Genomic DNA, 22621 nt, shown 5'->3' with positions numbered 1-22621 from the left:
GAGCCTCGATCTACCGTGTGAAACATGACACAGACGGTGACGGACGTCGGCGGCACGCCCGACGTCGGAGCGCGCCTCGAGGAGCACCGGCGGGAGCTCACGGGCTACTGCTACCGGATGCTCGGCGGGGCCGGCGACGCGGACGACGCCGTCCAGGAGACGATGCTGCGCGCCTGGCGCGCCTACGACCGCTTCGAGGGGCGGTCGTCGTTGCGGTCCTGGCTCTACCGGATCGCGACCAACGTGTGCTTCGACGCCCTCGGCGCGACCAAGCGGCGTGAACGGCCGATGGGGCTCGGCGGCCCGCAGCCGGCCGAGATCGAGAACTTCGGCGACACGCTCCCCGAGGAGCGGTGGGTCGAGCCCGTGCCCGACGACGCCGTCCTGCCGCGTGAGGGCGACCCGGCGCAGATGGCCGTCGGGCGCGAGTCGGTCCGGCTCGCGTTCGTCGCCGCCCTGCAGCACCTCCCGCCCCGCCAGCGGGCGGTGCTGGTGCTGCGCGAGGTGCTGCGCTGGTCGGCGGCGGAGACGGCGACCCTGCTCGACACCACCGTGGCCTCGGTGAACTCCGCGCTGCAGCGGGCACGCGCCACGCTGGGCACGAAGGCGCTGGAACGCGACCAGGCCCGCTGGGGCACGGTCGACGACGAGCTGCTGGAGCGCTACCTCGACGCGTTCGAGCGCTACGACATGGAGGCCCTCGTCGCCCTGCTGCGCGAGGACGCCGTGCTCAACATGCCGCCGTACACGTTGTGGGTGTCCGGTCCGCGCGAGATCGCCCGTTGGATGCTGGGACCGGGCCGCGAGTGCCGCGGCTCCCGCTGCCTGCGGGTACGGGCGAACGGCTCGATGGCGTTCGGGCAGTACCGCGCGTCCCCCGACGGCGGGTGGGAGCCGTGGGGTCTCGTGGTCCTGGAGGACGACGGCGTCGGCCACATCACCGGCATCACCACGTTCCTCGACACGTCGACGTGGTTCCCCCGGTTCGGGCTCCCCGACCACCTCCCCACCGAGCCCGCGAGGTAGTACCGCTCCCGCCCGTGACGGTGCCGCCTGAGAGGCTGACCCCATGCGCCTGCTGCTCCTCGACACCGCGAGCCTCTACTTCCGCGCCTACTTCGGCCTGCCCGGCTCCCTGCGCTCACCCGACGGCCGACCGGTCAACGCGGTGCGCGGCCTGCTCGACATGATCGCGTTCCTCGTCACCGAGCACCGCCCCGACCGCCTCGTCGCCTGCTGGGACGACGACTGGCGGCCCGCGTTCCGCGTCGACGCGATCGGTTCCTACAAGGAGCACCGGGTGGCCGAGCGACGCGACGACGGACCGGACGTCGAGGAGGTGCCGGACGACCTCGTGCCGCAGGTGCCCGTCATCGTCGACGTCCTGGCCGCGCTCGGCATCGCCCGTGTCGGGGCGCCGGGCTTCGAGGCGGACGACGTCATCGGGACGCTGGTGGCCCGCGAGCTCGCCGCGACAGGTACGGCACCACGTGGCGACGACGGCGGTCCTGGACCGCGGTCGGCCGGCCCGCGGATCGCTGTCGTCACCGGCGATCGCGACCTGTTCCAGCTCGTGGACGACGCCGCCGGGGTGGCGATCCTCTACCCGGCCCGCGGCGTGCGGGACCCGGACGTCGTGGACCAGGCGCTGCTCGCCGAGAGGTACGGGGTGCCGACGGGAGCCGCCTACGCCGAGATGGCGGTGCTGCGGGGCGACCCGTCGGACGGGCTTCCGGGGGTGCGCGGCATCGGGGAGAAGACGGCGGCCAAGCTGCTCCAGAGGTACGGCTCGCTGGAGCGCCTGCTCGAGGCCGCGACGGCCGGGGACAAGGGCGTCACACCGACCCAGCGGGCGAAGCTCGCCGAGGCCGCCGACTACCTCGCGGTGGCTCCCGCCGTCGTGCAGGTCGCGGCCGACGCTCCGGTGGGGACGTTCGACGACACCCTGCCGCGCGAGCCGTACGACCCCGAGACTCTCGACGCCCTGGCCGACCGCTGGGGCATCCGCTCCAGCGTCGAACGCGTGCTCAAGGCGCTCGACGCGCCGAGGTAGCCGACCGGTCAGCGTTGTGGGCGCGATTTCTGGGTCGAATACCAGCACTAAAGGGGCATATCGGGCCAGAAATCGTGGGGGGGGGGTTTTCGGGCCCCCCCACCCCCAACCCCGGGCCCCCCCCCCCCCACCCCCCCCCCCCCCAACACTCAGGGGGTGCGGAGGGCGGCGGCCGCTGCGGCCGCCACGTGCGGGTCGGTCACCTCGTAGCCGGAGCCGCCCCCGCCGCCGGGCCCGCCGTCGTCGGCCACCGTGCGCTTGGCGGACAGGTGGACAGCGTCGACACCGACGTCTCGCAGCGCGGGGACGTCCTCGACACGGACCCCGCCGCCGGCCATGACCTGGACGCCGCCGCCGAGCCGACCGCGGGCGTGCGTGACACAGGAGCGCAGCTGCTCGACACCGACTGCGCAGCGTGCGGCCCCACCCGAGGTGAGCACGCGCGCGACGCCGACCGCCGCGAGCGCGTCCAGGCCGGCGACCGGGTCCGCGAGCTGGTCGAACGCGCGGTGGAACGTCACCTCGGCGCCGTCGGCGGCAGCCACGAGCTCAGCCACGGCGGGCAGGTCGACCTCGCCGGAGCGGGTGAGCACGCCGACGACGACGCCGCGCGCCCCCGCACGCAGGGCCGACTCGACCTCGCGCACCTGCACGTCCAGCTCGCCGTCGGTCAGGACGAAACCGCCCGGCCGCGGCCGCACCAGGACGTGCACCTCGACGACGCTGCCCGACGGCGGGGCCGCGGCGCGCTCGACGGCGGCGGCCAGCAGGCCGGGGCCCGGAGTGACACCACCGGTCGCTCCGAGGGCGGTGCACAGCTCGACCCGCCGAGCGCCCACGGACGCCGCGACGTCCACACCGGCGACGTCCTGCACCGCCAGCTCGAGCGCGACCGCCCCCGGTGTCATCAGCCGGTGTTCTGCAGGCCGGCGCTCACGCCGTTCACGGTGAGCAGCAGCAGGTGGCGCCAGCGGTCCTTGTAGCCGCCGTCGACCCAGTCGCCGTCGTCGACCGTCAGGCCCTCGCTGGCGCCCTGGGTACGCAGCGCACGCAGCGCGCGCACCTGCAGCAGGGACAACGCGTCCACGTACGGCGAGCGCAGCTGCACCGCCCGGCCGAGCACCCGGCGGCTGGCCAGCGGCCACTCGTTGCCGGTGATCTTCAGGACCCACTCGCGCGTGAGGCGCAGCTCCTCGAGGACCATCTCGGCGAGGTCGTCGCGGTCACCGAGAGCCAGGTACTTCGCGGCGATGCGCTCGTCCGTCTTGGCGAGCGACATCTCGATGTTGTCGAGCAGCGTGCCGAACAGCGGCCACTCGGTGTACGCCGCCCGGAGCTCGTCCAGGTCGCCGAACTCGCGCAGCGCCGTGCCCAGGCCGTACCAGCCGGCCAGGTTGATCCGCGCCTGCGACCAGGAGAAGACCCACGGGATGGCGCGCAGGTCGTCCAGGGAGTTCACCGAGAGGCCACGCTTGGCCGGGCGGGAGCCGATCGGCAGCAGGCCGACCTCCTCCAGGGGCGTGACCTCCGCGAACCACTGCGGGAAGCCCTCCGACTGGACCAGCTCGTGGAAGCGCGCGCGCGAGGACCCGTCGAGCGCGGTCGCCAGACCCGAGAAACGTTCGGCCGTGCTGGCGTTGCGCTTCTCCGTCGACGGCGCCGAGGCGAGCAGCGTGGCCGCGGCCACCTGCTCGATGTGCCGCGCCGCGATGGTCGGGTCGCCGTACCGGGCCAGGATGACCTCGCCCTGCTCGGTGAGCTTGAACCGGCCGTCCACCGAGTGCGGGGGCTGGGCGAGGACCGCGCGGTTCGCCGGGCCGCCGCCGCGTCCCAGCGCGCCGCCACGGCCGTGGAACTGGGTCAGCGTGAGGTCGTGGCGCTGCGCCCACTCGGCGATGCGCGACTGCGCGGAGTGCAGCGCGAGCGTCGCCGCGACGGGCCCGACGTCCTTCGACGAGTCGGAGTAGCCGAGCATGACCTCGACGCGGCGCCCGTTCGCCGCCAGGCGCCGCTGCACCTGCGGCATCTTGAGCATCGCCTCGAGGATGTCGACCGAGTTCTCGAGGTCCGCGAACGTCTCGAACAGCGGGATCGCGTCGATGATCGGCGCGTCGTCCGAGCCGTCGAACGCCAGCTCGGCGAGGTGGTACACGGCCGCCATGTGCTCCGGGGCCTGCGTGAACGAGACGATGTAGCGGCGGGCGGCCCGCTCGCCGAAGCGCTTCTGCACGGCGCCGAGGGCGCGGAAGGTGTCGAGCACCTCGCGCGTGCGGTCGCTCAGCTCGCCGTGGATCCCCTTCTCGGCGATCTCGTCGAGCGCGGCGGCGTGCACCTGCGAGTGCTGGCGCACCTCGATCTCGGCCAGGTGGAAGCCGAACGTCTGCACCTGCCACACGAGCTTCTGCAGGTCGCCGAACGCTGCCCGCTGCGCCCCCGCCTCGACCAGGGAGGACTGCACGACGCGCAGGTCCGCCTCCAGCTCCTCCGGACGGCGGTAGGCGAGGTCGGCGTCCCGCGTGCGGGTCGCGGCGATGCGGCCGGCGATCGCGAGGACCGCCGCGCGGTGCGGCTCGTTCGGCGAGTCCGCGGCGGCGGCCGTCGTCAGCTCGTCCGAGAGCTGACGGAACCGCTGCCACAGGGCCTTGAGCTCGGCCGACGCCGGGGTGGTCGCCTCCTCGAGGGTCAGCTTGCGGCCCGTGGTGCGGGCGGCCTGCTCGAGGGCGGTCAGAGCGTGCTCGGCGGCGAGCGTGGCCGCCTGCCGCGTGACCTCCGCGGTGACGTTCGGGTTGCCGTCCCGGTCGCCGCCGATCCACGACCCCAGGTAGACGAACGGCTTGGCGATCGGGGCGCGCGCCCCCGCCTCGCCGTTCAGCAGCCAGTCGTCCAGGCGGCGGTACACCTCGGGGAACGTGCTGAACATCGTCGCGTCGAAGACGCCCATGGCGGTCTTGACCTCGTCGAGCACGGTCGGCTTCGACGCCCGGATCGGGGAGGTGCGCCACATCGTGTCGATCTCGGCGAGCATGCGCCGCTCGTTCTCCGTACGGGAGGTGCCGCCCGGACGCATCGTGTCGCGCTCGGCGAGCAGCGTCGAGACCCGCCGCACCGCACCAGAGACCGCCCGACGGCGGGCCTCGGTCGGGTGGGCCGTCAGGACCGGGCGGAACTCCAGCTCACCCAGGCGCCGGACGGCCTCCTCACGGCCGACCTCCTCGGTGAGCTGCGTGAACGCCGCGGGGAGCGACTCCTCGATCGCGGCGCCCGACTCCGACTCGCGGTGGTGCAGCACCCGCACGCGGTGGTACTCCTCGGCGAGGTTCGCCAGGTGGAAGTAGCACGTGAAGGCGCGGGCCACCTGCTCGGCACGCTCGAGGCTGAACCCCGCGACGACCTCGGCGGCCTCCTCGAGGCTCGCTCCGCCGTCGTCCACGCCGTAGGCGCGGATGGTCAGCTCGCGCAGGCGCTCGACGTCGTCGAGCAGGTCCTGTCCGCCGGCCTCGCGCAGCACGGTGCCGAGCAGTCCACCCAGCAGGCGGATGTCGTCGCGCAACGGGTCGGGCATCTCGTGCCGGGCGACGACGCGCTCAATCGCGCCGGTGCTCGGGCTCTGCTGTCCGTAGTTGTCGCTCACGCCCTAGAGACTAAGGGGATCACCGCTTGAGACATAGTTTGCGTCCGCCGTGCGGACCGTGCGGCCGCGCTCCCTCCTCAGGCCCGCTGCCGCGCGTAGGCCCCCTGCCACACCGTGTCGAACGGCGTGTGCGCGGCCACCCGCGCGCGGATCCCCTGGGTCACGACGTCCTTGGCGGTGCGGACCGCGGTGGCGACGTCGGCACCCTTCGCGAGCTCAGCCGTGATGGCCGCCGCGAACGTGCAGCCGGCGCCCGAGACACGCTCCTCGCCCACCTTCGGCGTGCGCAGGACCGTGACATGCTCACCGTCGTAGAGGACGTCGACGGCGTCCGGCCCGGGGAGCTCCACGCCGCCCTTCGCCGCGACGTACCGCGGCCCGGTGGACGTGTCGAGCTGTTCGTGGATGCGGCGCGCGGCCTCGATCAGGTCGTCCACCGACTCCACTGCGTCCATGCCGGCGAGGGTCTTCGCCTCGAACAGGTTCGGGGTGACCACCGTGGCGAGCGGCAGCACCTGCGCGCGCAGCGCGGTGTCGGTGTCCAGGGCGGCGCCCGGCTCCTGGCCCTTGCAGATGAGCACCGGGTCGAGCACGACGTACCGCCACGGCCGGGACGCCAGCGAGCGTGCGACGACGTCGATCGTGGCGGGCGTGCCGAGCATGCCGATCTTCACGACGTCGAGGTCGTGCGTGGCCGTGGCCGCCTCGAACTGGTCGGCGATCACCTCCGGCTCGACCGGGACGAACCGGTGGCTCCAGTCGTGCTGCGGGTCGAACGAGACGATGCACGTCAGGGTGCCGACGCCGTAGGCACCGAGCTGCTGGAACGTCTTGAGGTCCGCCTGGATCCCGGCACCGCCGGTGGCCTCGGACCCGGCGATGACGTAGGCGAGAGGTGGTGTGCTGGGCATGCCTTCCAGCCTACGACGAGCGGCTCAGAGCGTGCCGAGCAGCCGTGCCCGGGCTTCCGCACGCTCGGCGTCGGAGATCCGTCCGGACGCGTGCAGCCGGTCCAGGTGCTCCAGGCGGGCCTCGACGGCCTGCCCGACGACCGGAGCCGCGGAACGGCGACGCGCCACGACCACGCCCCGGGCGACCACCGCCGCGATCCCGGCCAGCGCCAGCAGGAGGACGGCCGTCCAGACGAGGTCGTAGGTGGCGGGGAGGAAGACGTCGATGCCGGGCGCGGACAGCTGTTCGACGGTCGCCGCACCGGCGAGCGTCAGCGCCAGCAGGGCTCGCAGCATCAGAGGCTCTCCCAGGTTCTTCGTCGTCGACCTCCAGAAACGTAGCAGCACCGCGACCCGGGCTGCCACACCTGGCTGGGCAGGCGCCGTCGGACCCTCCTCGTACCCTGGTGCCCATGAGCGTGCAGATCGGTGCCCACGTGAGCCTCGCCGACGCGGTGGCGGAGGCCGGCCGGATGGAGGCCGACGTCGTCCAGGTGTTCCTCTCCGACCCCCAGGCGTGGAAGGTGCCGCCGCTGGAGCACCCGGGTGGTGCCGAGGCGTTCCGCGCGGCGACGGCGGCGGCGGGTCTGGACGTGTACGTGCACGCCCCGTACGTCATCAACGTGGCCTCCACGAACAACCGCATCCGGATCCCGAGCCGCAAGCTGCTGCAGCAGATCATGACGGGCGCCGGGGAGGTCGGCGCGAAGGGAGTCGTCGTGCACGGCGGGCACGTCACCGCCACCGACGACCCGGCCAAGGGATTCGACAACTGGCGCAAGGCGATCGACGCGCTCGAGAGCGACGTCCCCGTCCTCATCGAGAACACCGCGGGCGGCGACCACTCCATGGCGCGACGGCTCGAGCGGATCGAACAGCTCTGGGCAGCGGTGCAGCAGGCCGACGGCGCCGACAACGTCGGGTTCACCCTCGACACGTGCCATGCCTGGGCCGGCGGGCTCGACCTGGCCTCCGTCGTCGCCGACGTCCGCGCGATCACCGGCCGGATCGACCTGGTGCACGCCAACGACTCGCGGGACGAGGCCGGGTCGGGCGCCGACCGGCACACCAACTTCGGCACGGGGAAGATCCCGGCCGAGCTCCTCGTCGGCGTCGTCGCCGAGGCCGGTGCGCCCGTGGTCTGCGAGACGAAGGGCGACATGGGCGCGGACATCGCCTGGCTCCGCGACCGGCTCTGACGGACTACCGGCTCATCGGTTCCGCCGGTTCAGCGCTCCCAGCACCACCGCGACCGCCACGAGGCCGCAGGCTGCGGAGGCGAGCACACCGCCGAGCCATCCGACGTCGGTCAGCGTCCGCAGCACCACCATGACCACCACCACCACCACGGCGAGGACGACCATCCCGATGGCGTCGTTCGACGGACGTGTCTTCATGACCCTCTCCTTGTGTTGTCAGGCACGGCGCCAGAGCTCCATGACAGCTCATCGACGGTGCTGGATCTCCGTGAACGTCGCCCGGCAGCGAGGAGTGCGGCCGGCAGGTCGTCAAGGGCTCTCCTGTCGTAGCGCAGGGCTGTCAGCGCACGCCGTCCACCACCGTAGTAATCGACCCGTGCGCAGATCGAACGGCCGATGAATCCGTACTCCGACACGCCCTGCACGGCGGCCAGGTCGATGCGCCGCTGGAACTCGGAGACCACACGCACCTCGAGCACCATCGCGCTGCCCGTCCTGTCGAGAGTCAGCCGCGCCGCCGCCCTCTCGACGAGGATGCCGAGCAGGACCGCCACGAGGATGCCACCGCCGACCGCCTGAGCCGTGTTCAGGCTCAGACCACCCATGGTCGTCGCAGCGAGGACGGCCGTCGCGAGGAGCATCGACGCCGCCGACAGCTTCACGACCAGCGCCCGACGCCAACCTGCCACGTACAGCGGCGAGCGAAGCCGCTCCCCGCCCAGGACCGTGTCCGCGATCTCGGCCACGATCCGGCGGGGCAGGGACGGCAGGACGAGGTTGGTTCCCAGTCCCGAAGAGCTGTCGACCGACACGAGGGTCAGGCGCACTCGATCGGCGGCAGTCTCCAGGAGATTGCGAGACAGGGTCAGCCCCACGATCCCGTCCGGCCCGACGACCCGCCGCTTCGTCGAGAGGAGCCCGTAGGACAGCACCAGATGCCCCCCGTCGGTCCGGAGCACGGTGAAGCTCGAGTACCGCAGCACGGTGAGCAGGAGGCCCACCACCGGGACGAGCACCGCGGCCAGCACCAGCAGTCCGAGCACGCTGCCCCCGGACAAGGCCAGCAGGCGGTCGGCCTGGCCCAGCTCGAGAACGGTTCCTACGCCGCCGACCACCGCGCCGAACCCCAGGCCGACGAAGCGCCCGTACATCAGCCCGGCGACGGCGAGGTCCCACACCGAAGCGCTGTACACCATCTGGGAGCCCGGGTCCTCGTCCCGGTGGCCGTGAGGACCGGGGCGGGCACGAGGGTCCGGCAGCCTGCCCGCCGTCCTCGATCGCCGCTCGATCGAGTCCCGTACCGAGACATCCACCGCCGGGATCACCAGCGTCGTGGCGTCGGCCGCCCCCTGGAGCAGCGTCACCTCCGTCAGCCCGAAGAAGCGCTGCGCCCACGAGGAGCCCAGCTCGACCGTGCCGATGCTGTCCCACGACATGCTTCGCGACCGGTGTCGCACCAGCCCTGTCACGACCGTGATGCCGTGCTCATCCACGAGAAGACGGCACGTGTACCAGGAATACACCGGGAGCAGCAGACGCAGCACCAGACCGAGGCCGACCGCGACGACGACCCACCGAGAGTCAAACGGAAGCTGGGCGAATCGAGCTGCGAACGCGATCAGTACGAGACCGGCCAAGCCAGGGAGGTCCTCAGCATAGGTAGCGACGATATAGCGTGCAGGAATTCGCTGAACGGCATGGAGGTCGCTCACACCTGCCCCCGTGCACGATCGTTCGCCGCGACGAGCAGCGACCTGATTCGGTGGAACTCCTCCTGCGACACAGGCCCGAGCTTCTCCACCTCGGTGAGGCACGTGAACTTGACGTAGACGTCCCCCTGCCGCCGAAGAAGAGGACCTTGCGTGGACTCGACATTGAGCACTTGTCGTGAGGGGACATACAGGCGCTTCTGGAAGAGGCGACCTCGATGGACCTCAACCATCTCTCCGTCCACGGAGTACCTCGTGTAGCGGATCTTCCAGCGATTCACGACCAGAATCTCGAGAGGTAGCCCTGCGACAAACATGGCGACCGCCACGAAGATCAGCCGATCGCGCCACGGACCGTCGACGCTCACCACCACCACTCCCAGTGCGACGAGGAAGACCAGCGTGGCGTCGATCACCGCGCGGGCACGAAGATAGCCTCCCGCACGAGGAGAGAGACGACGCATGCTCGAGACCGCCCGCCCGGCCACGATCTGGTCGGGGACCATCCACGCTCCCATCATTCGGCGGTGTTCCTGGGCCGGAGGCCCGGCCGTACCATCCGGCCCAGGAACACCAACTGTTGCAGGCCGGCGCCGGCCCTGCTCGGCGATCGCGTCAGGCGAGGCCGAGTGCTCGCAGGATCAGTTCCATGATCGTCGCGAAGCTCAGTCCCGCGTCCAGCCAGCGCTTCACCGTGCGCCAGTTCCTCCGAGCCCAGGCGATGGCCTTGGAGACCTTGCTGCCCCCCCCCAGCGCCACGCCTGGGTTCCCGCCCAGGCGATCCACCTGAGAACGGCGATTGCGATGCCCATCTTGGTTCCTCCCGACATACGCCGCGTCACAATCCGCGGCGATCTTCACGGTCCGGCCACGAATCATGACCGGCCCGGACGACCCGGCCAAGGGCTTCGACAACTGGCGCAAGGCGATCGACGCGCTGGAGACGGACGTCCCGGTACTCATCGAGAACACTGCCGGCGGCGACCACTCGATGGCGCGGCGTCTCGAACGGATCGAGCAGCTCTGGGCTGCCGTCCAGCAGGCCGGTGGCGCCGAGCACGTCGGGTTCACGCTCGACACGTGCCACGCCTGGGCGGGCGGGATCGACCTGGCCACCGCCGTCGCCGACGTCCGCGCGATCACGGGGCGCATCGACCTGGTCCACGCCAACGACTCCCGCGACCAGGCCGGCTCCGGCGCGGACCGGCACACCAACTTCGGCGCGGGCAACATCCCGCCGGAGCTGCTCGTGGGCGTGGTCCGCGAGGCCGGCGTGCCGGTGATCTGCGAGACCAAGGGCGACGTCGGCACCGACATCGCCTGGCTGCGCGGGCGGGTGTCGGGATGATCTCCGCGCGAGAACTCACACAGGCCGACGGACGAGGTACCGGCAGATGGCTGCGAGCGACGTGGCATCGCGGATGAGGCCCTCGTCGACGTAGCGCCGAAGATCGTCCGGTGTCACCACCACGGGAGTCCACGTCTCACCGTCATCCAGCCGCTGGGCTCCCGCGCGGTCGAGGGAGGCTTCGAAGACGTGGCAGCGAGCCGCGCTGATCGCCGGGACCGCGAAGAACGAACCCAGCGGAGCGATACGGGCCACCTCGAAGCCGCCCTCCTCGCCGAGCTCGCGCGCAGCGGCCTGCTGGGGGGACTCCCCCCGGTCGACCATCCCGCCCGGCAGCTCGAACGACTCCTCGTCATCGGCCGCGTCTCGGCGACCCCGAACGAGAAGCACGTGCACTCACAGCCAGCATCAAGGAGAAGACCGTGACCAGCTGCCCACCCTGGCCCGCTGTGACACCCACGTCGTCGGACATCTCGGGCAGCACACCCGCGATGATGTAGTCGTTGGTGTACATGACGAAGGCCGTGCCGGCGACCGCCCAGAGCCAGAGCGGCAGGTGCGTCCGGCGGGGGTGCCTCAGGCGCCGCTCGGCGAGGACCACGTTCCCGCCGACGGCCCGCGTCATCCCGAGGCGACGACGACAGCGGTCGACCACGCCAGCACTGCTACGACGGCCATGGCACCGAGCACCCACGGAATCCAGCGCGAGCGCGCCTTGAGAAACGCGGCGATCAGTGCGGCGACGAATCCGACCGCTCCGAAGAGCAGGAAGGCCCATCCGGCGAACGACTGCCACTCTGGCAGGCCGTCGGCGGCCTCATCAGCCGCGTAGCCCAAGACGTAGTTCACGACCATCGCCACGACGAGGATCGCCCCGAAGGCCGCGACCATCCACATATTGCGCCGGTTCGACTTTTCTTCGATCTCCACAGAATTCCCCTTCTCCTTGCCCTCTGTCGGGCGTGTCACGCCCGGCCAGACCGGGGACAACCCGCAGTTGCTGCCCCTGCTCGACCAGGTCAACGTACGCCGTGACGGTCCTGGCCGACCTCGCAGCCGTCCCGGCCGGGTGCTGGCTGACAAGGCATACTCGAGTCCTTCGACCCGCCAGGCGATGCGCGCCCGGGCCATCGCGTTCACCAGTCGTCGAACGCTGCTTCAACAGGCTCAAGCAGTTCGGCGCCCTGGCCACCCGCTACACCAAACGCGCCGCCTACTACCGCTCCGAACTCACCATCGCCGCCATCGTGCTCTGGCTCCGCGAGTCACCGGACACGGCCTAGGGCGCGGAGAGCCCGGCGTCGTGCACCGCGATCGCCGCCTGCACCCGGTTGGCCGCACCCAGCTTGTCCAGGATCCGCGACACGTGCGTCTTGACCGTCGGCACGCTCATGTACAGCCGTGCCCCGATCTCGGCGTTCGACAGCCCCTCGGCCAATACCGCAGCGACCTCCCGCTCCCGGTCGGTCAAGGTCGCGAGGCGGCGTCGGGCCATCAGCCGGGCATCGCCCGAGCCGTCCTCCGGCGCGGTCGAGAACTGCGCGATCAGCTGGTTCATGACCGACGGCGACAGGGTCGGCTCGCCGTCCGCTGCCGCGCGCACCGCCGCGACCAGCCGGTCGGGCGGGGTGTCCTTCAGCAGGAAGCCCGCGGCCCCGGCCCGCAGGGCACGCAGCACCATGTCGTCCGTGTCGAACGTGGTCAGCACGATGACCCGCGACGCACCATCACCCTGCGCGACGATCTGCCGGGTCGCCTCGATCCCGTCCACACGTGGCATCCGGATGTCCATGAGGACGACGTCGGGACGCAGCCGGCGGACGAGGTCCACGCCGTCGTCCCCGTCGCCGGCGTCACCGACGACCCGCACCTCGGGGGCACCGCCGAGGATCAGGCCCAGCCCAGCGCGCACCAGCGCGTCGTCGTCCACCACGACGACGGAGATCGAGTCGGTCATGGTTCCCACGGTAGCCAGGCGTGCAACGTGAATCGGCCGTTCTCCGCACGAGCGGTCAGCGTGCCACCGGCCAGCTCGACCCGCTCGGTGAGACCCAGCAGGCCCAGGCCGGACCGCGGCACCGCCGTCGTGCCTCGGGTGTCCGGCTGCCGCACCGCGCCCGGCTGGAACTCCCGGTCCACCGCGAGGGCCGTCGGGTTGCTCACCGCGATCCACACGCCCTGACCCGTCGAGCCCAGCAGCTCCACCCTTGCCGGCAGCCCCGGAGCGTGCTTGCGCACGTTCGTCAGGCCCTCCTGGACGATGCGGTACGCGGTGCGCGACGTGGCCGTCGGCAGCCGTTCCGGGTCCGTCGTGCGATCGACGAGCCGCACGGGCGTCCCGGCATCCGTGGTGGTCCGCGTCAGCGCCGGCAGGTCGGCGAGCGTGGGCTGGGGACGCTCCGGCGCACCGGCCGCCGGACCACCGTCCGCGTCGGACGCCGGACCGTCCAGCCCGCGCAGGACCCCGAGGACCTCGCGGAGCTCACCGAGCGCCTCGTGGGCACTGTCCCGCACCAGCGCGGCCGTCTCGGCGACCTGCTCCCGCGGCAGGTCGATCCGGTACGCGAGCGCCCCGGCGTGCATGGCGACCAGCGACATGCGGTGCGCCAGCACGTCGTGCATCTCACGGGCGATCCGGGCACGCTCGTTGGACCGCGCCTGGGCGACCCGGCTCGCCTGCTCGCGCTCCGCCGTCGCGATCCGCTCGTGCAGGCCGGCGAGGTACTCGCGCCGCAGGCCGATGTACGCCCCGATCCACACCATCAACGAGTAGAGGACCACGTTACCGGCCAGCGCGAACGTCCATCCCATGCTGCTGTCCGTGGGATAGATCGACTCGTACGTCCAGCCGCCGGCGATGTACACCGCGCCGATCGCGACGATGCGCCACCACCGCCGGTGCGTCGCCAACGACACCACCGCCAGGGTCACCGGCCCGACCGCCACCACCGACACCGCGCTCGCCGCGCAGAGCAGCAGCGCGACCGTGGTGGGCCACCGCCGCCGCAGCAGCACCAGGCCGAAGCAGACGAGCCCGACCAGCACGTCCAGGACGAGCCGCGACTCCGTGGGCCCGACCTGCGCCGCGTCCATCTCGACGAGCATGCCGCCGAAGATGGTCGTGCTGATCAGCAGCGCCACCGCCAGCCGCCACGTCTCGCCCCACACCCGCTGCCACCGCTCCCGCGTTCGCGCCGGGTCCCGCGGGCGCGGCTCGGCACCGAGGACTTCGGGACCAGGACGGTACGGGTCCTCCAGCGAGGTGGGCACCCAGCGAGCGTAGAGCGAAGACCCCGGCCCGGCATCCGCCGTCGGACGCTGCGTGGCGGCGCCGACATCCGCCGAAGGGATGACCCGGACGAGCCCGACGGCGGAGACGAACCCTCCCTGCGGGCGATGCGGGCAGGCAGGCGTCCACGGAAGTCTGGACCCATGATCACCGTGGAGCACCTGACCAAGAGATACGGGCCGGTCCCGGCCGTGAGCGACGTGTCGTTCACCGCCGAGCCGGGCCTCGTGACCGGCTTCCTCGGCCCGAACGGCGCCGGGAAGTCCACCGCCATGCGCATGATGACCGGGCTGACGCCGCCGACCAGCGGCACCGCTCGCATCCTCGGCAAGCCGTACGCAGCGCTCGCCAACCCGGGCCGCCGGGTCGGGGTGCTGCTCGACGCCGCAGCCCAGCACGCCGGCCGCACCGGCCGCGAGACGCTCGCCCTGTCCGCGCTCCTCACCGGCGTGGGACGGCACCGCGTCGACGAGGTGCTCGACGTCGTCGGCCTCACCTCCGCGGAGGCCGGCCGCCGCGTGCGTACCTACTCCCTCGGCATGCGCCAGCGCCTCGGCATCGCCGGCGCCCTGCTCGGCGAGCCCGACGTGCTCATCCTCGACGAGCCGGCCAACGGCCTCGACCCGGCCGGCATCCGCTGGATGCGTGACCTGCTGCGCGACTTCGCGGCCGACGGCGGCACCGTGCTGCTGTCCTCCCACCTGCTGTCCGAGATCGAGCACGTCGCCGACCGGCTCGTCGTCATCGGGCGTGGGCGCGTCGTCGCCGAGGGCACCAAGGACGAGCTTCTGCGCGCCGCCGGGACCTTCGTGCGCTCCACCGACGACGCCGCGCTGGCGACCGCGTTCCGCGACGCCGGCATCGACGCGGAGCGCCAGGCCGGTGGTGGCTTCACCACCTCCGCCGACGCCGAGCAGGTGGCTCGCACGGCCGTCTCGGCCGGTGTGCTCGTCATCGAGCTGCGCGACACGTCCTCCCGCGGGCTCGAGGAGCTGTTCCTCGAGCTCACCGCCGACGACGCCCGAGAGGCGGTGTCCGCATGACCGCCGTCCAGCAGACCATGGCCCCCACCCGGGCCCGGCAGACCGACCTCAAGCCGGTCCCCTTCACCCGCCTGGCCGCGTACGAGTGGCGCAAGCAGCTCGACACCCGGGCCGTCCGGTGGCTGTTCGTCACCATCGCCGTGATCACGGCCGGGGTCCTGGCCGTCTCCGCGCTGGTGGGCGAGGGGAACGTGTCGTTCGAGGCGTTCGTCACCAACACCTCGACGCCCCTGGCGATGCTCCTGCCGATCGTCGCCATCCTCGCCACCACCGCCGAGTGGTCCCAGCGCACCGGGCTGACGACCTTCACCCTGGAGCCGCGCCGGCTGCGGGTCGTCTGGGCCAAGCTGGTGACCGCCGTCGGCTCCGGGCTGGCGTTCTTCCTGGTCGCCGTCGTGATCGCCGCGCTGGCGCACCTCGCGGTGATCACCTTCCGGGACGCTGACGCCGACTGGGGCCTGGGGGCGATGACGGCCGGCATGGTCCTCATGCTCGCGATCTGGATGGTGCAGGGCGTCGCGTTCGGTCTGGCGCTGCAGAGCACGCCGGGCGCGATCGTCGTCTACCTCGTGGTGCCGACGATCGTGGGCGCCCTGACGGCGCTGGTCCAGTCGTGGGAGAACGTCTGGCCGTGGATCGACCTGCAGACCTCCTCCATGCCGCTGATCATGGGCGACCCGATGGGCGGCGAGCAGTGGGCGCAGCTCGCGGTCACCGCCGCGATCTGGGTCGGGCTGCCTCTCCTGGTCGGGATCCTGCGGGTCCAGCGGGGCGAGATCAAGACCGCCTGACTCACCACCCCGCGTGCTGCCGAACGTCGTGATCCGGACCGTTTTGCCCAGTCAAACCCGGGCCGGTCACCGCGGTCGGGGCGGGGGGGGGGGGGGGAGCACCTCGGCCGGGTGGTGCAGCTCCGTCCAGCCCGACGGCGGACGGCGTGAGGTCGTCCTCGGCTCGACCCGCCGCTCGGGCGCCGGGCCGCGGACGTCGGCGTCCACCACCGGCCCGAGGTCCAGGCGGGTCAGCGAACCGACGTCCGCGACCGGCACCTGGAACGTGCGGAACGGGCCGAGCGGCGGCACCTGGCCGACGGCGAGCGCCCGTCCCGTCGCGGTGCTCAGCTCCGCGTCGGTCAGCAGCGGCGTCTGGTCGAGCACGAACGCCGCGGCCCGCAGCGCGGCCGGGGTGCCGCCGTCGGGCACCGTGGCCCACGCGACGACCTTCCAGAACTGCCGCGGTACCGCGACGCCGCGGTACACGGGGTCGGAGTCGAGGAACACGCACCCGGTGAGCACCACGATGCGGTGGTCGTGGGCGTCGGCGTACTCGAGCACGTGGTCCTCGAGCCCGTTCCACAGCTGCTTCGACTGGTTGAACCCGCCGACCTGCGGCGCGGCGTTGGTGTAGACGAACGTGGCCTCGCCGGCAGCCCGCGCCTCGTCGACGGTGCCCCACATCGGGTCGAGCCGACGCACGAGGTGCCCGCGGTCCAACGGGTTGTGGTGGTACAGCTCGTTGCCGGACTGCTCCGCGGGCGGCGCCTGGGGATCGAGCCGCCAGGACCCTGACCTCGGCAGCCGCTGGAGCCGCGCCCCGTCCACGGCGCACGCGGTGGCGGCGGCGAGCCGGCGCTCCGGGTCGAGCAGCACGCTGAAGTGGGGATGATCGAGCCGCCGCAGCGGCCGGTCAGCGGTGGGCAGCGGCACGCGGACGGTCCCGCCGGGCCCGAGGAACTGTGCGTCGTAGCCGGTCACAGAGCCGAGCCAACCATGCTTCTCCGCCGGCGGAGCACGGGCACGCTACGACGTCGTGAATCCCGCCAGCCCCGCGGGCCACCAGCGCAGCAGGAAGCCGTCCACGGCGACGTCGACCCCCCACCCCTCCTCGGGCAGGTCGGTGGACCACAGGTCCTCCCCCGTGGCGGCGTCGATCGCCCGCCACCGCGACACCACCTCCGTGTCGGTGTAGGTCGGGATGACGAGGGCCACCACCGTCCCGTCGGTGAACACCGACCGCACCTGGCCGTCGCGCCCGTCGGTGAGTGCCGCGTACTCCTGGAGCAGGTCGTCGCGCACCCACAGGACCTCGCCGGTCGCGAGGTCCAGCCCGGCCACCCGGTCGCGCTCGTCCAGCACGACCGCGGTACCCCCGGCCCGCGCGAGGTAGCTCGTGGCGGACAGCTGCACCGACCAGACCGTCCCGCCGTCGGGTCCGACGGCGCGGACCTCGTCCCGGCCAGCGACCAGCCAGCGCTGGTCCGAGCGCCCGTCCGTGGCACGCGGGTCCAGCAGCCGGCCCTCGACGTCGAAGCGGTGCGCGCCGTCGGAGTCCAGCACCTGGAACTCCCACGACGACTGACCCCACGGCCCGGCGGAGACGGCATAGCCGCCGTCGACCAGCGGCCGCACCCGGCGGACCACCTCGCCCCCGGCGTCCTCCAGGCCCGTCAGGTCGAGGCGCCGTCCGTCCGGCGTGAAGTACGCCAGCACGCCGCAGCCGGAGAACCCGACGAGGCGTCCGCTGACCATGTGCTCGACGTCGCCGCGGCGGTCGAGCTGGGCGTTGCGGCCCCCGGTGGTCCAGCGCACGCACCGGGTGGAGTCGGTCACCTCGCCGAAGGGCACGACCTCCGCCCACCGCTCCGCGCCCGTGACGGCGTCCGTCGCGCGCACCTCGAGGTCGTACCCGTCGTCGATCTCCCCCACGACGGTCAGGTTCGTCATCGGGTCGCCGCGGAGCTGGACGTCCACGTCGCGGGCCTCGCCCACCCAGGTCGCGGTGAGCACCGTGCCCTGCGGCCCGGGCACCACGACGTCGTGCTCCTCGGTGACGGCCCGCCGCCCCAGCACCGTCCCGTCCGGGTCGACGGTGGTCACCATGGCCTCACCCGAGACGGCCTCCCCCACGCACACGACCTGGGCCGTCGAGGTCAGCTCGACCGTCTCGGCCCAGAACGCCAGGCCGGGACCGCACACGGCGGCACGGTCCACGAGGTCGACGGTCCAGCGCCGCTGCCCCGTCAGCAGGTCGATGCCGAGCAGCTCGTCGTACCGGTGGACGCCCGCGACCCCGCCCGCCACGGCGACCAGGCCGCCCGGGGTCCGCACGCCGACCTCACCGTCCTCGACGCGCCACGCCTCGGCCGGCGGTGCCCCGAGGTCGACGAGGCCGCCCGCCGCGGCTCGCAGCTCGTCCGAGCGTCCCCGGTCGAGGACGCCGTCGACCACCACGACCGCGACCACCAGCATGGCCGCCACCATGACGGCACCGAACCGGGTGCGGCGGGACAGTCCGCGCCACCGCCGACCGGCGCGGGACAGGACGCCCGGACCGGCGGACGGCGACCCGGGTTCGGGGCCGACGGCGCAGACAGGGTCGGGTGGCTCGCCCGAGGCCGTGCCGGCCGCAGGAGATTCCGCGGCCTCCGTGCCGTCGTCGGGCACGAGGTCGAACGTGTAGGCCCTCTCAGGGGCTCGACGCCGTCGCCCCACTCCCCGACGTTAGCGCGGAGCGAGGATGCTCACCGAGGTGACGTCAGACCGGTAGACACCCATCGCGTCCGCGCGCCCCACCTCCTGCAGCACCACGTGGCCGTCGACGGCCGAGAGGTACGGGACGCGGCCGGCGTCGAGGCGTTCGCGGTCCGCCGCGCCGGTGGCGAGATCCATGGTGAGCAGCTCGCCCACCTCGACGTCATCCTCGTAGCCGATCAGCGCGACCATCACCCGCTCGCCGTCGGTCACGGCCGAGGTGGGCCAGCCGTACAGCTCCTGCGGGTCGTACAGGGCGACGCGCCACAGCTCGCTGCCGTCGGCCACGTCGAGCGCCACGACGTCCGACTGCCCGGCGACCACCAGCGCCTCGCCGACCTGCGCCAGGACGTGCGGGTCCATCAGGTCGTGACGCCACAGCTCTTCGCCGTCGAGGTCCAGCCCCACGATCGCCTCGTAGCCCGCCGTCGCGACGACGACGGGTCCGCGAGCGTCCACCGCCGCGTGCGGGACGCTGATCGTCGACCGCGAGGACTCGAGGCGCACGGTCCCGTCGGCGGCCAGCAGCACCGAGCCGTCAGGCCCGCTGGCGGTGGGCCCGACGTGGCCCCCGCCCGGGTACGGGACGACCTCCCCGCCTCCGCGCTGGGCGCCGCCGCCGGCGTGCTCGGCGAACGACCTGCCGTCGGGCGTGGTGGCGCCGCCGACGTCGCACCAGCGGTAGCCGACGACGGCGGGTGACGAGTGCAGCCGACGTTCCGGCGAGACCTCCAGCCGGTACGGCGCCGACCGGTCGAACGTGTCGAGCCCGACCGCCTCCGACTCGTCCCAGACGAACGCGCACTCGTCCAGCAGGCGGCCGGCATGGGCGGTGGTCGGCACCTCGAACCGGAGGTCTCCCGTCACCGCGTCCTCCACCCGCACCGACGCCCTCCCCGGCTCGACGTCGCGGAGCGCTGCGCGGGCGTCCTCCTGGGTGGCGTACCGGCGATCGTCCGGCATGTCTGTGTCGTGGTTCGCCACCAGGAGACCGCCGTCGGCCGCGGGCGCGACGTCACGGTCCTCGCCGCCGTACTCCGCGGCCGGGAGCTCCCGGTGCCCGACCACGTCACCCGCCGCGTCGAGGACGGTCACGGTGCGTTCCTCGGCCGGACCGTGCAGGCACGTCACCAGGTCGCTCGGCATGCTCCACTCGACACCGCTCTCCAGCCGCGGCCGCGGACCGCAGACCGGATCCGCACCGAGGTTCGCGCGCCAGCGCTCCTGCCCGGACCCGGCGTCCCGCGCGACCACGTCCTCGTCCTCGTCCAGGACGACCCCGCCGCCCGGGAGCACCGCGAGGACACCGTTGCCCTCCGCACGCCAGACCTCGCCGACCTCCCCCGTCAGCGAGAGCACGCCGCCGGGCGCCGACCGCAGCCGCTCGTCGTGGGTGTGCGAGACCACGACCGCCGCGACGGCCGTGCCGCCGATCAGGACGAGCACCACCCCGCCGGCCGCACCCGCGAGCAGCCGACGCTGCCGACGGTCCGCGCGGCGCCACCGGTCGCCGGCGCGGGACCACCACCCGGCGCGGGCGTCCGCCGCGACGGGCGTGCCGCCGTCGTCCCCCTCGGCCTCGACGTCGGACGAGACGTCGAAGGAGACCATGCCGGGGTCACGTCGTCGGGCCACGGGGGCAACGTACCAACCAGGAACCGGTCATGGATGCCGACGATCACGCCTCGGCGCGCAGCGCCTGCTTCCACGAGACCCGGCCGCCGGTCTGCATGAGCGCCCCGCGGAACGCCCGCTCGGAGACGAGCAGGGCCAGCACCGCGAACGCCCCGAGGATCAGCAACGAGACCACCGGCTCCCACCACGTCGTCTCGCCCGAGAGCACGCGCGCCGGCATCGCCACCACGTTCGCGACCGGGATGTACGACAGCACCGTCTGGAACGTGCCCGAGGCCGAGAACGTCAGGAAGTAGACACCCATCACCAGCATCGTCATCGGCGTGGAGGTGTACTGCAGGTCCTCGGACCGGCTGGCCAGCGCCCCCGCCACCGCGTACAGCGCAGCCAGCGCCAGGAAGCCGACCGTGAAGAACACGACGAACCAGATCAGCGACGTCGACAGCGCGGGCAGCGCGATCGAGATCGGGCTCGCGGCCACGGCGACAAGACCCACGGCCGCGAACAGCAGGTTCTGCCCCACGGCGATCACCGAGCTGCCCAGGATCTTGCCCGCCAGGAGCTGGCGCAGCGGCACGGCCGTCGCGATGATCTCCACCAGTCGCGACTGCTTCTCCTCCACCACCGAGCTCGCGATCATCGTTCCCGAGCCGATCGCGCCCGCGAAGAACAGGAACGACAGGGCGAAGGTCGCGAAGAACACCGTGTCCTCGCCCATCGCCTGCGGGTCCAGCGCCTCCGTGGTGAACGCGGCCCCCTCCGACAACGCGTCCATGGAGGTCCCGGCGGCCTCCGCGTTCGCCGCCAGGACCTGCTGCTCGACGGCGGTGCCCACCAGCCGGGAGACGGTACCGTCCGGCTGGCCCTCGCCGGCCAGCACCCAGCCGCCGTCGCCCGGGTGCAGCCACACGTCCGCGTCGCCGGTGGACAGGGCGGCGCGCGCGGCGGCGTCGTCCGCGACCTCGAGGAGCTCGAGCTCGGTGCTGCCGTTCTCCGCCTCGGCGAGCGTGGCGGCCCCGGTCACCGACCCGACCGCCGTGGCGTCGGTGCCCGCCACCGCGACGGTGTAGGTGTCGACCCGGGACGACTGCCACGTGAAGAAGGCCGCGAGCAGACCGATCACCACGAGCGACACCAGCAGTCCGATGACGAACGCCTTGTTCATCACCCGGGTGACGATCTCGCGCTGGGCCACGAGCAGCCAGGCGCCCCGGGTGCCGTCGTCCGGCGGGTCCTGGACCGGCGCGTTCGAAGGGCTCTGCGTCAGGGTGGTCATGCCGTCACCTCACGGTAGATCTGGGCCAGGGAAGGCCGGACGGGGCTGAGCTCGTGGACCTGCCCGCGCTCCATGGCGGTGGCGAGCAGGCGCTGCGTGGTGGCGTCGTCGGCGAGCTCGACCAGCGCCGTCGGGCCGTCGACGTCGACGGCGTGCACGCCCGGGACGCCGCGTACCCAGCCGGCGTCGGAGTCGAGCACCAGGCGGTGCCGCACCGTGCCCGCCTGCTGGAGCTCGGTGGGCGTGCCGTCGGCGACGACGTTGCCCGCGCGCAGGATGACGAGGCGCTCGCAGAGGCGCTCGACCAGGTCGAGCTGGTGCGAGCTGAACAGCACGGGGACCCCGCGAGCGGTGTGCTCGCGCAGCAGGTCGACCATGCCGTCGACGGCCGCCGGGTCCAGGCCGGAGAACGGCTCGTCGAGGATGAGCGCCCGCGGCCGGCCCATGAGCGCCGCGGTGATCTGCACGCGCTGCTGGTTGCCCAGGCTGAGCTTCTCGATGTGGTCCTTGGCCCGCTCGGCGAGACCGAGCCGGTCGAGGTGCTCCATCGCCTCGGTCCGGGCGGTGGCGGCAGGGATGCCGCGCAGCCGTGCCAGGTAGACGAGCTGGTCGATGGCGGGCTGCTTCGGGTAGAGGCCGCGTTCCTCGGGCATGTACCCGAACGAGCGACGGTCCGCGCGGGTCACCGGTGCGCCGCCGAACCGCACCTCCCCGGACGTGATCGACAGGACGCCCATCATCATGCGCATGGTGGTGGTCTTGCCGGCGCCGTTGGAGCCGACGAACCCGGTGAGCATGCCTCCGGGCGCCTGGAAGGAGACGCCGTCGACGGCGCGGCGGTCTCCGAAGGTTCTGGTCAGGTCGTGGACCTCGAGCATGGTCATGGCACCGACGCTACGGCGAGCCGGGCGCGCGCGGATCCGTCGCAGGAGGGAATCTGCCGCCTCCCCCTCACGAC

22 protein-coding genes and 2 pseudogenes are annotated in these 22621 nt (G+C 72.7%); 7 read left to right on the top strand and 17 right to left on the bottom strand.

Annotated elements, in window-relative coordinates; genetic code table 11:
- Positions 1 to 24: 24 nt before the first annotated feature.
- Positions 25 to 1026, top strand: coding sequence for a sigma-70 family RNA polymerase sigma factor (locus tag ACH5HR_RS07590; protein WP_416477169.1), 1002 nt, complete (start codon positions 25 to 27; stop codon positions 1024 to 1026).
- A gap of 43 nt (positions 1027 to 1069) precedes the next feature.
- A complete protein-coding gene (locus ACH5HR_RS07585) occupies positions 1070 to 2053 on the top strand; it encodes a 5'-3' exonuclease (protein WP_416477167.1) in 984 nt (327 codons plus the stop codon).
- Positions 2054 to 2202: 149 nt separating this feature from the next.
- Here ACH5HR_RS07585 and ACH5HR_RS07580 read toward each other — a convergent pair whose 3' ends face one another.
- The 4 genes from ACH5HR_RS07580 to ACH5HR_RS07565 all read right to left on the bottom strand — a co-directional run bounded on the left by ACH5HR_RS07580 (position 2203) and on the right by ACH5HR_RS07565 (position 6931).
- Complete coding sequence (locus ACH5HR_RS07580) at positions 2203 to 2961, bottom strand: copper homeostasis protein CutC (protein WP_416477165.1); 759 nt, start codon at positions 2959 to 2961, stop codon at positions 2203 to 2205.
- Positions 2961 to 5615, bottom strand: coding sequence for a phosphoenolpyruvate carboxylase (locus ACH5HR_RS07575; protein ID WP_402376765.1), 2655 nt, complete (start codon positions 5613 to 5615; stop codon positions 2961 to 2963). Before ACH5HR_RS07575 ends, ACH5HR_RS07580 begins: the two co-directional genes overlap by 1 nt.
- A gap of 146 nt (positions 5616 to 5761) precedes the next feature.
- Complete coding sequence (locus ACH5HR_RS07570) at positions 5762 to 6595, bottom strand: hydroxymethylpyrimidine/phosphomethylpyrimidine kinase (protein ID WP_416477163.1); 834 nt, start codon at positions 6593 to 6595, stop codon at positions 5762 to 5764.
- A 24-nt stretch (positions 6596 to 6619) separates the two neighbouring features.
- Complete coding sequence (locus tag ACH5HR_RS07565) at positions 6620 to 6931, bottom strand: hypothetical protein (RefSeq protein ID WP_402376536.1); 312 nt, start codon at positions 6929 to 6931, stop codon at positions 6620 to 6622.
- A gap of 116 nt (positions 6932 to 7047) precedes the next feature.
- Between ACH5HR_RS07565 and ACH5HR_RS07560 the strand changes: the two genes are divergently transcribed.
- Complete coding sequence (locus ACH5HR_RS07560) at positions 7048 to 7833, top strand: deoxyribonuclease IV (RefSeq protein WP_402376539.1); 786 nt, start codon at positions 7048 to 7050, stop codon at positions 7831 to 7833.
- 12 nt (positions 7834 to 7845) lie between these two features.
- Here ACH5HR_RS07560 and ACH5HR_RS07555 read toward each other — a convergent pair whose 3' ends face one another.
- The 4 genes from ACH5HR_RS07555 to ACH5HR_RS07540 form a co-directional block, all read right to left on the bottom strand.
- Entirely contained in the window at positions 7846 to 8031 is a 186-nt protein-coding gene (locus ACH5HR_RS07555; RefSeq protein ID WP_402376541.1) for a hypothetical protein, read from the bottom strand.
- Positions 8028 to 9545 carry a PH domain-containing protein gene (locus ACH5HR_RS07550; protein WP_518486614.1) on the bottom strand — a complete coding sequence of 506 codons (1518 nt, stop codon included), beginning with the start codon at positions 9543 to 9545 and terminating at the stop codon, positions 8028 to 8030. Before ACH5HR_RS07550 ends, ACH5HR_RS07555 begins: the two co-directional genes overlap by 4 nt.
- Positions 9542 to 10048 (bottom strand): PH domain-containing protein, encoded by a 507-nt coding sequence (locus ACH5HR_RS07545; protein WP_416477160.1) that lies wholly within the window; start codon positions 10046 to 10048, stop codon positions 9542 to 9544. The genes ACH5HR_RS07550 and ACH5HR_RS07545 overlap by 4 nt, the downstream gene beginning before the upstream one ends.
- Positions 10049 to 10157: 109 nt before the next feature.
- Positions 10158 to 10403, bottom strand: coding sequence for an aureocin A53 family class IId bacteriocin (locus tag ACH5HR_RS07540; protein ID WP_416477158.1), 246 nt, complete (start codon positions 10401 to 10403; stop codon positions 10158 to 10160).
- Positions 10404 to 10422: 19 nt separating this feature from the next.
- On the opposite strand from ACH5HR_RS07540, the pseudogene ACH5HR_RS07535 reads away from it, so the two are divergent.
- Positions 10423 to 10890: pseudogene (locus ACH5HR_RS07535) on the top strand (TIM barrel protein); the annotation flags it as partial.
- Positions 10891 to 10905: 15 nt separating this feature from the next.
- On the opposite strand, the gene ACH5HR_RS07530 reads toward ACH5HR_RS07535, so the two are convergent.
- Together ACH5HR_RS07530 and ACH5HR_RS07525 are read right to left on the bottom strand one after the other, a co-directional pair.
- Positions 10906 to 11280, bottom strand: coding sequence for an NUDIX hydrolase (locus ACH5HR_RS07530; RefSeq protein ID WP_416477156.1), 375 nt, complete (start codon positions 11278 to 11280; stop codon positions 10906 to 10908).
- 231 nt (positions 11281 to 11511) lie between these two features.
- Complete coding sequence (locus tag ACH5HR_RS07525) at positions 11512 to 11820, bottom strand: hypothetical protein (protein WP_402376553.1); 309 nt, start codon at positions 11818 to 11820, stop codon at positions 11512 to 11514.
- Between ACH5HR_RS07525 and ACH5HR_RS07520 the strand changes: the two are divergent.
- Positions 11789 to 12127, top strand: a pseudogene (locus ACH5HR_RS07520) (transposase); the annotation flags it as partial. The gene ACH5HR_RS07525 and the pseudogene ACH5HR_RS07520 sit on opposite strands and share 32 nt — an antisense overlap.
- Positions 12128 to 12169: 42 nt before the next feature.
- Here the strand turns inward: ACH5HR_RS07520 and ACH5HR_RS07515 are convergent.
- Both ACH5HR_RS07515 and ACH5HR_RS07510 read right to left on the bottom strand, forming a co-directional pair.
- Entirely contained in the window at positions 12170 to 12847 is a 678-nt protein-coding gene (locus ACH5HR_RS07515) for a response regulator (RefSeq protein ID WP_416477154.1), read from the bottom strand.
- A complete protein-coding gene (locus ACH5HR_RS07510) occupies positions 12844 to 14160 on the bottom strand; it encodes a sensor histidine kinase (protein ID WP_416477152.1) in 1317 nt (438 codons plus the stop codon). The genes ACH5HR_RS07515 and ACH5HR_RS07510 overlap by 4 nt, the downstream gene beginning before the upstream one ends.
- 162 nt (positions 14161 to 14322) lie before the next feature.
- On the opposite strand from ACH5HR_RS07510, the gene ACH5HR_RS07505 reads away from it, so the two are divergent.
- Together ACH5HR_RS07505 and ACH5HR_RS07500 are read left to right on the top strand one after the other, a co-directional pair.
- On the top strand, positions 14323 to 15222 hold the full coding sequence (locus ACH5HR_RS07505) for an ABC transporter ATP-binding protein (RefSeq protein WP_416477150.1): 900 nt from the start codon (positions 14323 to 14325) through the stop codon (positions 15220 to 15222).
- Complete coding sequence (locus ACH5HR_RS07500) at positions 15219 to 16013, top strand: ABC transporter permease (protein ID WP_416477148.1); 795 nt, start codon at positions 15219 to 15221, stop codon at positions 16011 to 16013. Before ACH5HR_RS07505 ends, ACH5HR_RS07500 begins: the two co-directional genes overlap by 4 nt.
- A 66-nt stretch (positions 16014 to 16079) precedes the next feature.
- Here the strand turns inward: ACH5HR_RS07500 and ACH5HR_RS07495 are convergent, their stop codons facing one another.
- Genes ACH5HR_RS07495 through ACH5HR_RS07475 form a run of 5 tightly spaced genes read right to left on the bottom strand, consistent with a single transcriptional unit; the run spans position 16080 to position 22541 of the window.
- Positions 16080 to 16976, bottom strand: coding sequence for a DNA/RNA non-specific endonuclease (locus ACH5HR_RS07495; RefSeq protein ID WP_416477146.1), 897 nt, complete (start codon positions 16974 to 16976; stop codon positions 16080 to 16082).
- Positions 16977 to 17021: 45 nt separating this feature from the next.
- Entirely contained in the window at positions 17022 to 18665 is a 1644-nt protein-coding gene (locus tag ACH5HR_RS07490; RefSeq protein ID WP_416477144.1) for an outer membrane protein assembly factor BamB family protein, read from the bottom strand.
- Positions 18666 to 18722: 57 nt separating this feature from the next.
- Positions 18723 to 20387, bottom strand: a complete 1665-nt coding sequence (locus ACH5HR_RS07485) for an outer membrane protein assembly factor BamB family protein (protein ID WP_416477142.1) — start codon at positions 20385 to 20387, stop codon at positions 18723 to 18725.
- A gap of 43 nt (positions 20388 to 20430) precedes the next feature.
- Positions 20431 to 21663: an ABC transporter permease gene (locus ACH5HR_RS07480; protein ID WP_416477140.1), complete on the bottom strand. Its 1233-nt coding sequence runs from the start codon at positions 21661 to 21663 to the stop codon at positions 20431 to 20433.
- Positions 21660 to 22541, bottom strand: coding sequence for an ABC transporter ATP-binding protein (locus tag ACH5HR_RS07475; protein ID WP_416477233.1), 882 nt, complete (start codon positions 22539 to 22541; stop codon positions 21660 to 21662). Before ACH5HR_RS07475 ends, ACH5HR_RS07480 begins: the two co-directional genes overlap by 4 nt.
- Positions 22542 to 22621: the final 80 nt, after the last annotated feature.

Source organism: Isoptericola maris, from assembly GCF_048065335.1.
GTDB lineage: Bacteria > Actinomycetota > Actinomycetes > Actinomycetales > Cellulomonadaceae > Isoptericola > Isoptericola rhizosphaerae.
The sequence above is the reverse complement of the archived record's forward strand: the minus strand, read 5'-3'. Positions and strand labels throughout refer to the sequence as shown.